Source organism: Vibrio sp. Vb1729 (assembly GCF_033338655.1).
GTDB classification, from domain to species: Bacteria; Pseudomonadota; Gammaproteobacteria; order Enterobacterales; family Vibrionaceae; genus Vibrio; species Vibrio alginolyticus.
The window spans coordinates 696,029-710,222 of sequence record NZ_JAWOTB010000011.1; the positions used below are offsets into that span (position 1 = coordinate 696,029).

The window sequence follows — 14,194 nt, forward strand, 5'->3', positions numbered from 1 at the left end:
TGTCGAAGAACCTTCTGGTTTTTAAATTGGAACCGACTATTGAGCGTGTACGCTTTCCAGCTGAGCTTCATCTATCTAAAGGAAGTGAACGATGGATCCGTTAACGCAAGGTTTATTGGGTGCAGCTTTGCCACTGGCGGTGAGCAACAAGCGAAACCTTGCAGTTGTTGGCGTGTTGGGCGTGGTCTCTGGGATGGCTCCGGATTTAGATGTGCTAATCCGTTCTTCAACTGATCCTTTGCTGTATTTGGAATACCATCGCCAATTTACTCACTCGCTCTTGTTTATCCCGTTTGGTAGTTTCATTTGTGCTTTGTTGTTGTATCCATTGTTCGCAAAAAAGCGAGGACTAAGCTTCCGGCAGAGTTGGTTTTACTGCGCGCTTGGTTATAGTACCCATGCGTTATTAGACGCATGCACCAGTTATGGAACACAGCTTCTATGGCCGATAAGCAACACGCGTTATGCTTGGAACACTATTTCGGTAATCGACCCCGCGTTCACACTCCCTATTTTAATATTGCTTTTGTTTGTTGCACTGAAGCGAAGCCCAAACTATGCCCGCATTGCATTTTTATGGTGCCTGGCTTACCTAAGTCTTGGAACGATACAACGAGATAGAGCAGAAGTAGTTGGTTGGGAAATCGTCAAAGAGCGACAACACAACGCTATACAATTAAAAGCCAAACCAAGTTTCAGCAATCTTTTGGTTTGGAAACTAATTTATGAAACGGAAGAGAGCTACTATGTAGATGCCGTAAGGGTGGGGCGTTCAATAAAAATTTACCCTGGCGAATCAACTCCAAAGTTAAATATAAAAGAGCAATTTCCGTGGCTAAACCCGCAATCGCAACAAGCAAAAGACATCGAACGTTTCCGTTGGTTTTCAAACGGTTTTGTAGCGACGGATCCGAATAATGAAATGCGAATTGTTGATATGCGTTATTCCATCGTACCAAACCAAATTAATGCGTTATGGGGCATCAATCTATCCCCAAAAGCCAGCGCAGACGCGCACGTTGAATACACTGCTCATCGAGGAAGTACTGCAGAAGATCGCCAAGTTTTTTTCAACATGCTTACGGATTTTGAGTGATGGTTTTACTTTGGATGTCGATGCGGTTTCGTAATAACTATTACGCAGACTGAAAGTCCTTTACTAGGGTCGGCTTGCTAGCGAAGAAAATCTTGCCAAACAGGGACTTGTACTTCCAGCCAAGAGACAAAAGCCGTTTAGCTAAGTTCTTGTTTTCAATGATTGCAACCTCAACACCTTGGTAGTGGTAAGGATTGCTTTTGATGTAGTCGATAAATGCAGTAAGCACGCCTTGCCCGCGAACGGAGGGTGCAAAGTTGACTGCTACAATAGAAAAGCGTTGGCTACCTGCTGGGCAACGGACTAAACAGTGCCCAAGAGGATGAGTAATAGTCTCAGAAAATTCAGGAAAAGGGCGAGACTCAAGCTCTTGAGAAAGCGCATCGTATCGCTGACATAGATAAGAAAATAGTTGTTTCGCTTCGCTGTTCATATCGGTGCCGCTTTTGTGTTGCTTGGTTTGAAGGCATTGCTGTCTCAAACATTGTAACCATAGATAGCAACACAAAACGCGGTAAACTTTTTCAGTAATGATTTCCTATTTTTGAAACCTTAATTGTTACAAATGAAGTTGATTGGGTTTTATATGGTAGTTGTGAACGAGTGTTTCTAGTTGAAGGGAGAATACGCTGGTTACTGGATTCTTACTGGAATTCCTTTGTTAAAAGGCGAGCTGCTTGGTTTAATGCCGCTCGTTTAACTGCGAGTGGCATCTTTTGTATTTCGTCACCTTGTACAGCGACGATGGGGCATGATGTGGGATCTTCTATCCTAGCTCTTCATGGTCTAAATTATCTCATTAACCACTCAGAGCTAGATTCTTAGTCTCGCCAAGGCTCGCTGGACTGACACAAAAACATCGTTAAACTCCTGTTATTAAATTATTTGGTCCGCCTTTGCTTACTTTTGAACGCTTAACTAGGCGTTACTCCAAGTGCTTAAATTGCAATGCCACAAGTCGCTGATACAACTCACAGCTTTGCATTAATGATTGGTGGTTACCAACATCGACTAACTCGCCATTGTCGAGCACCGCAATTTTATCCGCATGTTGGATAGTCGAAAGACGATGAGCAATAATCAGCGTTGTGCGTCCTTTCATTAGAGCTTCAAGTGCTTGCTGAACGTGATGTTCACTTTCACTATCAAGGGCGCTGGTAGCTTCGTCTAGCAGTAAGATTTTTGGATCTTTTAGAATCGCGCGAGCAATCGCAATGCGCTGCTTTTGTCCGCCCGATAGCCTAACGCCGCGCTCGCCTAAAAAGCTGTGATAGCCTTCGGGAAGCTTCTTAATAAACTCATGGGCATGGGCTTTTTTCGCGGCTTCGATAACTTGTTCATCCGTCGCTTCAGGATTACCGTAGCGAATATTATGGAAAACATCATGGCTAAACAGCGCTGGTTGTTGTGGTACGAGCGCCATTTGACGTCGAAGTTCGTTTGGGTCGAACTGTCGAATATCTTCACCACCAAACAACACTTGCCCTTGCTGTGGGTCATAAAATCGTTGCAGCAGTTCGAATAGTGTTGTTTTACCTGCACCAGAAGGGCCGACTAACGCCAGTACTTTTCCTTGTTCAGCGGTTAGATTTAATTCTTTGATTGCTGGTTGATTTGGGCGAGAAGGGTAGTTGAAACTCACCGAATTAAAGTTAATCTCAGCAGGCATGTCGGAACGGACAGGCAAATGGTTGCTTGGCGCTTTAATATCACTGTCTACTTGAAGGATCTCAATCAGCCGTTCGGTAGCACCTGCGGCTCTTTGCAATTCACCCATGACTTCGGAAATGGTTGCAGTCGATGAGGCAACCATAATGGCATAAAATACAAATGCGGCTAGGTCACCCGCAGACATTTTTCCGTGAATCACATCGCTGCCGCCTACCCAAAGCATACCTGCAATCGCGCTGAATACAATCACAATAACGCCTGATATCAGGATCGCTCGCTGCTTTACTCTCTGTCTACCTATTTCATAAGCTTTTTCCACCTCGACAGCGAAAGCCGCTCGTTCATGCGACTCTGAGCTAAAACTTTGCACGGTTTTAATATGTTCTATCGCTTCTCCAGCGTAGCTGCCAACATCGGCCATTGAGTCCTGACTTTTGCGAGAGAGCGCACGCACGCGTCGTCCATAAAACAAAATCGGAACCAGAACCAAAGGCACAGAAGCAAGCACAATCAGCGTGAGCTTAACGTTGGTAGCGAATAACATAATGATGGCACCAAAACACATCAAAGCGCTACGCATCGCCATCGAGAACGATGAACCAATAATGCTTTGCAGCAATGTGGTATCGGTAGTCAGGCGCGACATTATGTCGCCGCTACTGTTGGTCTCAAAATAGCTCGGATGCAGCGTAATCACATGGTTAAACACCGCAAGGCGAATATCCGCACTAACGCGCTCACCTACGGAAGAGACAAGGTAAAAGCGAAAGAAAGTCCCAATGGCAATACACAATGTGACACCGACAATAAACTGAATCGCATTGGTGAGCTCTTGCAATGATTGCTGAGCAAAGCCTTGGTCGATAAGAATGCGCACTCCATAGCCAACGGATAACGTCAAACTTGCTGTCGCGACAAGGGCAACCAAGGCTGCCGCAACCCGCCATTTATAAGGTGCAATAAAGGTGCTGAGTTTAAGAAGAATGCTGAGATTTTTGTTATTTTTTCTGCTCATGAGTGACTCACAAAGCGTTTTAGGTACCTGGCATAGTAAGCCAGTTTGGTTGGTGAGACCAGCGAACTACCGCTTTCGGGGCGGCGAGTTTAATGTAGGGGAACATAAATAACTTTTGTAACTCGAACTTTAAATAGAAATGTTCCTCTTGATATATATCTTTTAAATATAATTTCTCTGTATAGTAATTGATAAAGAAAAATGTATCTTCGGTGTTCGAAATGAGCACGTAATTAATGAATATCCTTATCTGTAAAAATAATAGTCTAAACTAAATCCTGTCAACAGAAACTAGATAATTACAAACGTGCTCAACCAAGATACTATATAATATTTAACTGTTATATAGTATTGTTATTACAAGAAGTAATTTATCTTGCCAAATTCATTGCGTGTCCTACAAATTGCTTCAGCTTTTTTATAAAACGAGAAAAACAATTTCTAATTACAGAATAAGTGATGCTTGATACATCTAACGCTGGATTTCCAGACATTACATTCATATGGCCAAGAATTCCGCGTAAATGCTCTGCATATTTAACTTTTATTTTGCTAATACTATGAAGCAACTTGGCCAATAAATCCCAACAAGTCATTCCTGCAGTCATGTATGCTTGAGCTCTGTGAGCCTGGCCACTCAACTTAAGTAAAGTCATGATTGCAGAACCGATTTTTGCAATCCAAGTGGAGTTGAAGTGGGCGTTATGCCTGTTAAAGTATGAAAGTGTAGTCGGTTGTCGAAGATAAATATCGGAGGAGTACTCCAGACCTTCCCAGTCCTGAGTATTGGCAGTATTCATGTATCCAGGCGTTGCTTTCAAGCTTAATCCGTGGGCACAGGCGTATATACCAGAGCTTCCATCTAGCCTATATTCACTACCACCATGGACAAACGGCCAAAGAGGCACCATTGGTACTGGATCAGCACCATGCGTACAGCGATAGGTTTTCTCTATTTCACTACTGACTCCACGTGCAAAAGGTAAAAAGCCAACCCGAGGCGCACCAAATGTATATAAGTGAACTCGAGCATGGTAAGTACATCTTAGCCACTCTGCAGCTAGCGAGGCTACTGCTCCCCCTAAACTATGACCCACACAATGTATTACTCTAGGCATGGTTCCGTAGGTTTTCTTATAAGATAAAATATAATTGGATATCTGCGGTCGAATGCTATTAAAACAGTTCTCAAAACCGGCATGAACAATATGACCTGAAGATGTTCCAGTTAGGCCAACATTCCCATCTGTGATAATGTCACCAATTATTTTCTCAGTACCTCTAAATGATATAACCAAAGAATCGGCATACTGAGTTCCTTTTCTACCTTCAGCTATTACAGCAAACTTTGTTGTTTGTTTTACTAAGCCTATTAACTTAGATGTTGCTTTGAAAATTTTTAATTTTGTATCAAATTCAAATTGTTTAGCAACATCAGTAGGAACATTATTTAATTCGCCAGAAAAAACATCATAAGGTACTTCTGCTATGGCTGAAGCTAGACGAGGGGTTAATGATTTCACTATGAATCTCCAATAACTTCAGATTGAAAATAGCCAAATAATGAACATTGGCTATAAACATACACTGGTGCAGAGTTTTCCTGCCCATCTTTAAATGCAAAGGAACTTATCGGGTTATTAATTTCACAATTTAAATTACCAAGATTGCTTCTTTCAAAATCACTCACAACGAATCCGCTCAATGTACTATTCCAAAGTATCACTTTTTTGTCATCGTAATTAGTAAGTATATAAATGGAGACACGTTTTTCATGAAAAATTCCTTCCATGTTTTTGTCTTTCTCTACATATATCGCATCAAAATTGAACTCACCATTTTTGTCTGTTTTGACAATCAATTCTTCATTTAATTTTTCGGAATTGATTCCAAATGTTATTTCATGATCTCTAATCGGAATACCATTTTTCGTTATTACCCCATTTATATTTGGTGTATATTCATCAAGCTGTTTTTTATTCATTTTAAAACTCAGTAAAAATTAAAAATAACATACTACCTCTAAGATGAAGTCAACTCTAGAAGGAGGGATATAAAATGCGACATAAGGTAAATTTGAACTGTAACTAACATAAAAAACAATTACATTAATTTTGTGTCACCTAAAGATTAAATTGTTTTTAGTAAAGTTTACACAACATAGATTGTACCATAATTAATTTGACAGTTTTATATTTATGATTTTGTAGATTTTAATTATAGATAAATGCTATAGTTTTTAATGGGTGTTATCTATTTACTCGCAAGAATTTAATTAATTCACATTGGCTTAACACAGAATCTCCATATAAATGGAAATCATATTTTTTAATAGGGTTGCTAACTTCGCAATGTAAATTAGACATGTTTTCTCTTTCGTTATCTTCAATTGATAATTGCCTAGAGACTCCTTTCCAGATTATAGCTTTCTTGTTGTCAACTACTGCGGATATTTCTATAGACAACATCTTTTGAAAAATACCATCAAAAATACTTAGAACTTTTTTTCTTTTTCTTACAACTGAGTTAAATGTAAATACGCCATTTTTATTTGTAGTGCATATGTATTTTAATGAATAGTTACTAGATTTAATCCTAAGCTCTATAATGCAGTCTTGTATAGCAAATCCGTTCTTAGTAATACGTCCTTTGATGTTTGGAGTATACTCTTGGACTTCTTCACCACTAAAAAAATATCCAAACGTAAAAATAAAAATAAACATGATAACTAATATTAGCGCAAAGTATTCTAATACAGTAAAAAATAAATCTAACACAATTGGAATCCACTTAAAATGAAGCTGGCTAAAATTGCACATAATACGGCTAAGTGTAACACCTAGTCTATATTTGTGCGAGGTTCTCATCACAAATTCAATGATTTCACATAGGTTTACTTTCAAGATTGAGAACTATGTCCATGAACACGACCTATATAATCAATAAGTTATATTAATGAGAATAGGTAATTTCTAATATCTAGAAGTCTAAATTTTTTAAAAAGAAGGTAGGTATGACTAAAAATTTAGTCATCAAGTTATCAAGTTATCAAGTTATCAAGATAGAACAATTATTCTCCAGTTTTTATAAAAATAAAGATGATTAGTGTCATTATATTTTTGAGTTGTTCTATCCATGAGTAATTATGAAATTAAAATAAGAAATTCCAGCAATACATAATAATCATGTAAAGTTTAATAGGTAATAGATGGTTATGGCTTCTATTGAAATAATTTATCATGATATGACAATACTCACCCTAAGACTTATTTATTGCTGATAATATTGTTAGTTTTATAAGTGAATATAATATTAGCTAAATCAATAGGGAACGATAAGAAGTTGAGGATTTATTTCATTTAAAAAAGTTCCCATATGATACATAAAGTGTGTTAACTGAAAGTGTTAATTATCAGTGCTTAAAATTACTCATAGTAGTTATAAATATATAGATATGTAACAGGTAACCTTACGGTTTTACCCACTTCTCTCGTTATTTTCTTGGCGTTTTAACTACTGATAAAGCTCTTCTGGCTAACTATTTTCTTGAAATGTAAAGGCATACAAAACTAAATCTTCTAGACCATGTTCCAGCTAAATCAATTTTAGAGTTCTTTAATCGATTTCACGAAATAACTTAGTGGATAGAATCGAAACATCTGTTAACGTACCTATTTTGGTTAGTTGCACATGCTAATTTCTGTCATAATGAAACTGCTAATACATGTAATCTCTTACATATCTGTATTACTGAGTATCACATTGCTTAGACTGGGCTTGGAATCATGTTTGCGAGGCGATGTGTGAGCAAGCCACACGAGAAATATGATTAAAGGGTGTTGCAAAAAATGAATTTTTATTCGAGCTTGACGCTTTAGACGCGATTGTTAAAAAGTGCGGTCGGTTCGAGAGGCTAGACCGGCTGGTAGCAAACTCACCAATACAACAATTCGGTTTGTTTTTTTGTTCTTACTCGGAAGCAAGGCATAAACTTATCAATATGCGAGCTTACTAACACGCCATACGCGACACTTCATGTATTCTTAATTGAAGCGAAGAAGAGGATTTATCAATGTCAAAAAGCTCCAAACTTCACAATGAAGACAAACTGGTTAAGAAGGCACTAGAGATTGGTGGGAAGATGGCGAAGCTACAAGGCTTTGACCTTCCTCAGTCACCACAACCTCTGAGAGTAAAAGCGATTTACCTATTCTTGGTCGACGCCAAACAGATCACGCCACTACCGGAAAGCAAGCTAGACGGCGCAAGCATCAAACACCGACTGGCAGTCTGGATACACAGTGCATTGCCAGACAACGACCCTCTAAAGTAGAAAACCTCAACAAGTCACACAGGTTATTAATTAGCAAGGCGAGCCAAATGGTTCGCCTTGTTTGCTCTTGGCAAGTGCACCGAGGTCTTTTGGCGTGGCGGTATCATTGATTTACAAAACAGAATCAAAATGACTAAAGATAAATCCCGAGAAGCGCTACAATGCAGGTGTTGCGAGAGTGCAACCAAGATTACTCATTTACAGAAGCCTTGAAGTAACCATACATGTCTAAAGATTTCGAATTCACTACAGAATACATACTCGACAAACCTTTCTTTGCTGAGTGTTATGATCAAACTAGCCAGCCAACAAAGTTCCCACAAGCGTACCTAAAAGGGATGCTGTTTCTTATCTTTGGTGTGGTTTTATTGGAGTTTGAACTGCTACCTAACGGTTACGTCGGTTGGTTCTTTATCGTATTGAGTGTGATTGAAGCGTGTAGCGTTTACTTCAAAAGAACTTGGTGGCTGTGGCGTCAAACCATCAGCTCAAGCCGCGGCAGTAAAGTGGTGTTTGAAGTGAATGCAGATGGCGTGCGCTACAAAAGCGGTAAAGTTGACCGCAGCCTCGCTTGGAATGATATCGACCAACTCGAACAAACTGATTTGGGCTTTATCCTTCACCTTGGTAAACAACGCCAATACATCAGCAAATCTTGCTTAAACGAAGAAGTGATCGCGTTTATGGTAGAGCGGCACGCGGCATCAAAAGCGAGCTAACCAACTCACATCAAGCTGGAATGAGCGCTCGAAAAAGTAGGTGATATATGATCGAACATTGTAACAAGTATATGGTCGGTTCTGAATCAATGGGGTTTGATGTAGAAAGCTAATAAGGTTTAGAGGTTTCTCTTTCGGACATACTGCTTCGGTGTCATGCGCGCAATCTGCTTACACTCTCTAGTCATGTGTGCTTGATCGGAAAAGCCTTGCTCCAGCGCCAATTCCGATAAAGTAAGATCGGGTTGCGCTCGGAGTTGCTCTAAAGTGTGCTTCACTCGTTTAATGCGTTGGTAATGTTTAGGAGTAATCCCCAACCATTTCTGAAAATTGCGCTCTCTCTGGCGCTGACTGATGGTCCCTGTAGGTTGTTCAATAATGTGGCCGACATACTGCGGTTCATATTCCTCAATCAGTGTTTGAACCCAGCGATATAACGTAGAAATCCTTGCATATGGCGAACGAGCTGTTTGCAGAGACTCAAATGTTGCTAGTGCAGAAGAAGCCAAAGGGTGGTCGTCTTGAATCCGCAATAGCTGTTCTAGACGTTTACCAAATAGTTGATAACCAACAGCAGGATGAAAGCGTACGCCAGTCATCACCGCGCCTGGCGGTAGGCAGACCTGATGTGCCAGAATGCTTATAGGCAGTAGGACAACCCCCGGCGTCTGCCACTCACCATCTATTTGTACTTCATTCTGTAAAATGAATACCACACCTGTACCAGCATCACTGAGTAATTGTTTACGTACGGTTTGCGTCGTATCAGGTTTGACGGATGCTGACCAAATGGCTTGAACATAGCCAGCTAAAGCCTTTTGAGGTTTTAAAATATCAAATTCTAAGTTCAAATGAATCATCCTATTTAACCTCAACTTAAATGAGAAAGTGATACACATGTACTTTTCATCCTATTAAGTTGAGGTATAAGCAGTGGCTTACAAGTAAGAACCGTCAAATAGAATTATCGAGGTTTATAGACTCCAACCTTTGGCTTAAATGCCTTAACTATTCGGTTCCAACTATTGATCGCGTTGATCGCAATTGTTAGGTTGACCATAGCTTCTTCTCCAAAGGTATTCAAGGTCAGCTGATAGGTATCATCATCTACTGGTAGGCCAGCAGTTAGTAATTCAGCCCAACCTAGTGCAACGTGTTCTGCATCGCTGTAGAATGGCATATCTTTCCATGCACTAAGCCCCCATATGCGTTCCGGCTTTTCACCTAACTTAAGCGCATCTTTACTATGCATGTCGATACAAAATGCACATTGATTGATTTGCGATATGCGTAACTTAACCAGTTCCCATATGATCATGTTCATAGTTTCTGATTGGCTAAATTGTTCATGGAAGTAAGCTTCCTGAGCGTATAGGATTTCTATTGCTTTTGGCGCTACTTCAATATAGTTGAGTCGTTTTTTCATGGTCATTCTCCTCTGTTTTTTACATAGTAAAAAACGCTCTTAGCAAAAGATTGAAGATTTTCGACATGCACTCAATAAAGTTAGATAAAAGAGTGAACGACGAAAGCGAAAAGTGTACCTATTGGAAACCAAGAAAACTTATGCCAATTAACAAAGTATTGCTCTAAATAATGCGACTTAAGGTTGGCGTCTATTTTTACTCCACCACCTTCCGTAAACGAGCAAAAGGTGCTGAGTTACCTATATACACGCCAGCCGCAACGATAAAGACGCCTAAAACATTTTCCCATTGAGCCTGCTCACCAGAAATGAACGAAATCAGTAGAGTGAATACCGGCATAATATTAAATAATGGAGACATTTTATCTGGACCAAGAACGATAGCACCTTTCATCCAAAAGTAATAAGCGATCAAAGTGCCAAACAGGCTCATGTACGCTATTAGTGATAGGTCTTTAAATGTTATGGCATTTAAGCTACGGCTAAAGTCGCCGTGGTACATCGCTATAGCGACCATTTGAATGGCACCAATACTTAACACCCAACGTAACTGCTGAGTTACTGGGATATGAGATGTTAAACGCTTCGCTAGAATTGTGTATAAACACCCACTAATTAAAGCAAATAACATGTATAGATCACCAATATTACTATTGCTGCTAATAGAATGAATATTTCCCCCTGTAATGACGATTACCACTCCACAAAAACTGATTAGTGCACCTAAAATAGTTTTAACCGAAATGGAAGTTTTGAGAATAAAGCCCGACAACAAGATAGTGACAAGTGGTAGATTTGCCTGAACAACCGCTGCGTTAACTGGGGTAGTAAAGCTCATTGCAGAGAAAATAGAGAAGTTTTGGATAGTTACACCCACGGTTGCTATAACAAACAACGACAACATACTTTTTCGTGTGAGTTTGGCTCCATATGGAGAGCGTTTAGTTCCTCTTATCAGTAAGAGTATTAAAGCTGCAACGGAAAATCGTAACGTCGCTGAATCCAAAGGAGAGACATCGCTATTAATAGCCTTTATTACGTTAAAGTTACTAGACCAAAAAAAGATAGCGACAACAACACCGCACCAAATTGATAAATGCTTAGACATAGATCTTCCTGATAAAAATTAACTTGACGCGATAATGCTATATATTTCATATTTGATTTTTAATAGCCAAATTTAAGAGGGTTAATCCCAAATATGGAACGTCACTCTTTGGATGACCTTTTGTTATTCGTTTCTGTTGCTCGCTATCAAAGCCTAACACAAGCATCTGAGCGTCTTAATGTCCCGTTAGCCACGCTAAGCCGGAAGTTAAAAAGGCTGGAAATAAACTTAAATTGCAGACTATTTAACCGCAGTGCACACCACTTTGCGTTAACAACTGATGGCGAAAAATATTATCAACTCTGTGAGCCGTTACTTCTTAGCTTAAATAATGTGACATCGAGAATTGCGACTGAGCGTCAGTCTTTAAGCGGAACGATCAAAATATCAGCGCCAATTAACATGACACAGATGTGGTTAAAGCGGTGCGTTTATGAATTTGCAGAGCAACATCCGAAGATATGTATCGATTTAGATGTACAGAATGAAAAAATCAATCTTGTATCTAACCGTGTCGATGTTAGTTTTCGTCTTGGTGATCTTATTGAACAAGACTGGATTGCTCAGAAATTATGGTCGATTCCATTTGCGCTTTGTGCATCACGAAGCTATTTAGAACAACACCAACCGATTACCCATCCAGAACAACTTGTTCATCATCGCCTAATTACGGTAAACAACGACAGCCAATGGAAATTAGTTAATCAAATCACCAATGAAACATTTGATCATCCGCTAAAGTTTCAATTCACTTCAAATGATGTACTGCTAGTTAGAGACGCCGTCATCCATGGTTTAGGAATTGCGTGGATTCCAACCTATTACTTTCATGAGCTAAATCATGATCAACATAACCTGCTGCCTTTGTTGCCAGAATGGCAATGCTCGGGTAAAGAAGTATTCATTATGTATCGAGACCGCGATAAAAGGCCTGCAAGAGTTGATGCATTTATTGAACATGTCTTAAATTGGAAAAATCGCATTCAAATGTTTGCTTGAAAGAGGTTTATCACATTGTGCTGTGCCGGTAACCTCAATTGAAGCTTCATGACTCTGCTTCAATTGAGTTCATTTATTTAACCTCTAAAAGAATCATGAATACATAGGCAGTTAATGGGATTCGAGTTTACAAGTGATTCGGTCAGCTAAAACTAAAGCTAAGTAGAAAGTATTTGCAGTTGTATTTGCGTCTGAAAATCGTTTAGAGCTTTCTCATCCGCGAGGTTCTATAAGAAATTATTAAGGATATATTTGTGTGTGATTTCGTGAAAAAAATTATTGTAGGTTTACTTTTCAGTGCTTCGTCTTTTGCTTCCTTAAGTCAATATGTTCCAGCAATGAATGATAAGAACGGTTATGTAGAACCATTTCAGATGTTTGATAATGTCTATTATGTAGGAGACAAGTGGGTCTCATCATATGCCATTGCTACAGACGACGGACTTGTTATCATTGATACGCTTGACTTCCCTTACTCTGAGTGGATACCTATCAACCTAGAGAAGCTAGGGCTAAAAGATAAGCCAATAACGCACATATTGGTAACTCATGGGCATTCTGACCACGTTGGAGGCGCCCAGTTACTTCAAGAGAAGTATGGTTCCAAAGTCGTGATGACCAAAAGCGCTCATGAACTATCTATACAGCAATCAAACAAAAGCGAAGGTGAGAACAAGTTCCTTCCTCCAAATTTAGACATAGAGATAAAAAGCGATAGCTCTATGGCTATTGGTGGACATGAGTTTAAGTTCTATCTCACACCTGGCCACACGGAAGGTGATTATTCCTTAGACTTCACTGTTGAAGATAATGGCGAACAATATCGTGCTTTTATCGTTGGTGGGCATAGCGTAAGTAGCAATGATCCAGAAGTTATTGGCCAGTTCCTGACTAGCATGGAGAAAATTAGAAAAATTTCACTACAGGCACCTATTGTGAACGTTAACCTTTCGAACCATCCACATAAAAATTTCCTTTTTGAAAATAGGAAGAAGCTCGGCACAAGCGGTAACCCGTTTATCAGTGAGGCAAACTTCTTCATGTTCCTTAAGCAACAAGAAGATTTAGCTAAGGGAAAACTAGAAGAACTATAATACCGTGGTATACGAGCAGCCTTCTTTATTAGGTTAGAGATTTGCTCTTGAGTTATAGCTAAGGCTTTAATAAGTTGCTCAATCAAGATTCGACACTGGTGGCAGCTATATTGTTTGTAGGTTCTAGTGGCAAAGGCGCCGTGCGTAAGCATTCGTATTGTGTGCCTTACACATTTGCAAGGCGTTATGTGCTTTCTAGAAAAGTCTCAAAATAGAGTACAATTAGCGTTTTGACACAGCGGAAATCATCATGGCCAAAACTGTTCAGCAGCAAATCGGAAACATTGCTCTAGTCGTTGAAAATTACGACGATGCTATCGAATTCTATACTCAAAAACTTCAATTCACTCTGGTTGAAGATACCAACCTAGGTGGTGGTAAACGCTGGGTTCAAGTTTCTCCTCCAAACTCCAATGGTACAAACCTACTTTTAGCTCAAGCGAGTACACCGGAGCAAACGCATGCAGTAGGAAATCAAACAGGTGGTCGTGTTTTCCTGTTTCTGCAAACTAATGATTTTTGGCGTGACTACGAGTTGATGAAGAAAAATGGTGTTGTATTTAATGAAGAGCCTCGTGTGGAAGAATACGGGACAGTGGTGGTGTTCCAAGATCTCTATGGTAATAAATGGGACTTACTGCAACTGAACTAGAAACTACATAGCACCTGCATAGCATAGTGTTCATGAGGAGTTTCCAACAAGCCTTTAAGGCTCTGAGATATTAGCGCTAAT

At 39.6% G+C, this 14,194-nt stretch carries 14 protein-coding genes; 6 read left to right on the plus strand and 8 right to left on the minus strand.

What is annotated here, in order from left to right:
- Window positions 1–91: 91 nt before the first annotated feature.
- Window positions 92–1,096 (plus strand): metal-dependent hydrolase, encoded by a 1,005-nt coding sequence (locus tag R7E29_RS07885; protein ID WP_017635321.1) that lies wholly within the window; start codon window positions 92–94, stop codon window positions 1,094–1,096.
- Between the two features lie 40 nt (window positions 1,097–1,136).
- On the opposite strand, the gene R7E29_RS07890 is transcribed toward R7E29_RS07885, so the two are convergent.
- The 5 genes from R7E29_RS07890 to R7E29_RS07910 form a co-directional block, all read right to left on the minus strand.
- Window positions 1,137–1,529: a hypothetical protein gene (locus tag R7E29_RS07890; protein ID WP_005376463.1), complete on the minus strand. Its 393-nt coding sequence runs from the start codon at window positions 1,527–1,529 to the stop codon at window positions 1,137–1,139.
- A gap of 492 nt (window positions 1,530–2,021) precedes the next feature.
- A complete protein-coding gene (locus R7E29_RS07895; RefSeq protein ID WP_054576018.1) occupies window positions 2,022–3,782 on the minus strand; it encodes an ABC transporter ATP-binding protein/permease in 1,761 nt (586 codons plus the stop codon).
- Window positions 3,783–4,153: 371 nt separating this feature from the next.
- Entirely contained in the window at window positions 4,154–5,305 is a 1,152-nt protein-coding gene (locus tag R7E29_RS07900) for a lipase family protein (protein ID WP_053303563.1), read from the minus strand.
- Window positions 5,305–5,766, minus strand: a complete 462-nt coding sequence (locus tag R7E29_RS07905) for a DUF6795 domain-containing protein (protein ID WP_053303565.1) — start codon at window positions 5,764–5,766, stop codon at window positions 5,305–5,307. The genes R7E29_RS07900 and R7E29_RS07905 overlap by 1 nt, the downstream gene beginning before the upstream one ends.
- 265 nt (window positions 5,767–6,031) lie before the next feature.
- On the minus strand, window positions 6,032–6,559 hold the full coding sequence (locus tag R7E29_RS07910) for a DUF6795 domain-containing protein (protein WP_155489392.1): 528 nt from the start codon (window positions 6,557–6,559) through the stop codon (window positions 6,032–6,034).
- A 1,295-nt stretch (window positions 6,560–7,854) separates the two neighbouring features.
- On the opposite strand from R7E29_RS07910, the gene R7E29_RS07915 reads away from it, so the two are divergent.
- Entirely contained in the window at window positions 7,855–8,115 is a 261-nt protein-coding gene (locus R7E29_RS07915; RefSeq protein WP_005376453.1) for a DUF5062 family protein, read from the plus strand.
- Window positions 8,116–8,339: 224 nt separating this feature from the next.
- Window positions 8,340–8,834: a YcxB family protein gene (locus tag R7E29_RS07920; protein ID WP_005376446.1), complete on the plus strand. Its 495-nt coding sequence runs from the start codon at window positions 8,340–8,342 to the stop codon at window positions 8,832–8,834.
- 119 nt (window positions 8,835–8,953) lie between these two features.
- Here the strand turns inward: R7E29_RS07920 and R7E29_RS07925 are convergent, their stop codons facing one another.
- From R7E29_RS07925 to R7E29_RS07935, 3 genes are all read right to left on the minus strand, one after another.
- Window positions 8,954–9,694 (minus strand): helix-turn-helix domain-containing protein, encoded by a 741-nt coding sequence (locus R7E29_RS07925; protein WP_196363361.1) that lies wholly within the window; start codon window positions 9,692–9,694, stop codon window positions 8,954–8,956.
- A gap of 104 nt (window positions 9,695–9,798) precedes the next feature.
- A complete protein-coding gene (locus tag R7E29_RS07930; RefSeq protein WP_005376442.1) occupies window positions 9,799–10,260 on the minus strand; it encodes a carboxymuconolactone decarboxylase family protein in 462 nt (153 codons plus the stop codon).
- 196 nt (window positions 10,261–10,456) lie between these two features.
- Complete coding sequence (locus R7E29_RS07935) at window positions 10,457–11,368, minus strand: DMT family transporter (RefSeq protein WP_047104114.1); 912 nt, start codon at window positions 11,366–11,368, stop codon at window positions 10,457–10,459.
- Window positions 11,369–11,461: 93 nt separating this feature from the next.
- Between R7E29_RS07935 and R7E29_RS07940 the strand changes: the two genes are divergently transcribed.
- The 3 genes from R7E29_RS07940 to R7E29_RS07950 all read left to right on the plus strand — a co-directional run bounded on the left by R7E29_RS07940 (window position 11,462) and on the right by R7E29_RS07950 (window position 14,113).
- Window positions 11,462–12,367: a LysR family transcriptional regulator gene (locus R7E29_RS07940; protein WP_033906526.1), complete on the plus strand. Its 906-nt coding sequence runs from the start codon at window positions 11,462–11,464 to the stop codon at window positions 12,365–12,367.
- Between the two features lie 266 nt (window positions 12,368–12,633).
- Window positions 12,634–13,461, plus strand: coding sequence for an MBL fold metallo-hydrolase (locus tag R7E29_RS07945; protein ID WP_225452537.1), 828 nt, complete (start codon window positions 12,634–12,636; stop codon window positions 13,459–13,461).
- A 250-nt stretch (window positions 13,462–13,711) separates the two neighbouring features.
- Window positions 13,712–14,113, plus strand: a complete 402-nt coding sequence (locus R7E29_RS07950) for a VOC family protein (RefSeq protein WP_005388788.1) — start codon at window positions 13,712–13,714, stop codon at window positions 14,111–14,113.
- Window positions 14,114–14,194: the final 81 nt, after the last annotated feature.

Bases quoted from the DNA above. Each gene is read 5' to 3' on its own strand.
- R7E29_RS07885 (WP_017635321.1), top strand. From the start codon at position 92: ATGGATCCGTTAACGCAAGGTTTATTGGGTGCAGCTTTGCCACTGGCG.
- R7E29_RS07890 (WP_005376463.1), bottom strand. From the start codon at position 1,529: ATGAACAGCGAAGCGAAACAACTATTTTCTTATCTATGTCAGCGATAC.
- R7E29_RS07895 (WP_054576018.1), bottom strand. From the start codon at position 3,782: ATGAGCAGAAAAAATAACAAAAATCTCAGCATTCTTCTTAAACTCAGC.
- R7E29_RS07905 (WP_053303565.1), bottom strand. From the start codon at position 5,766: ATGAATAAAAAACAGCTTGATGAATATACACCAAATATAAATGGGGTA.
- R7E29_RS07915 (WP_005376453.1), top strand. From the start codon at position 7,855: ATGTCAAAAAGCTCCAAACTTCACAATGAAGACAAACTGGTTAAGAAG.
- R7E29_RS07920 (WP_005376446.1), top strand. From the start codon at position 8,340: ATGTCTAAAGATTTCGAATTCACTACAGAATACATACTCGACAAACCT.
- R7E29_RS07925 (WP_196363361.1), bottom strand. From the start codon at position 9,694: ATGATTCATTTGAACTTAGAATTTGATATTTTAAAACCTCAAAAGGCT.
- R7E29_RS07930 (WP_005376442.1), bottom strand. From the start codon at position 10,260: ATGAAAAAACGACTCAACTATATTGAAGTAGCGCCAAAAGCAATAGAA.
- R7E29_RS07935 (WP_047104114.1), bottom strand. From the start codon at position 11,368: ATGTCTAAGCATTTATCAATTTGGTGCGGTGTTGTTGTCGCTATCTTT.
- R7E29_RS07940 (WP_033906526.1), top strand. From the start codon at position 11,462: ATGGAACGTCACTCTTTGGATGACCTTTTGTTATTCGTTTCTGTTGCT.
- R7E29_RS07950 (WP_005388788.1), top strand. From the start codon at position 13,712: ATGGCCAAAACTGTTCAGCAGCAAATCGGAAACATTGCTCTAGTCGTT.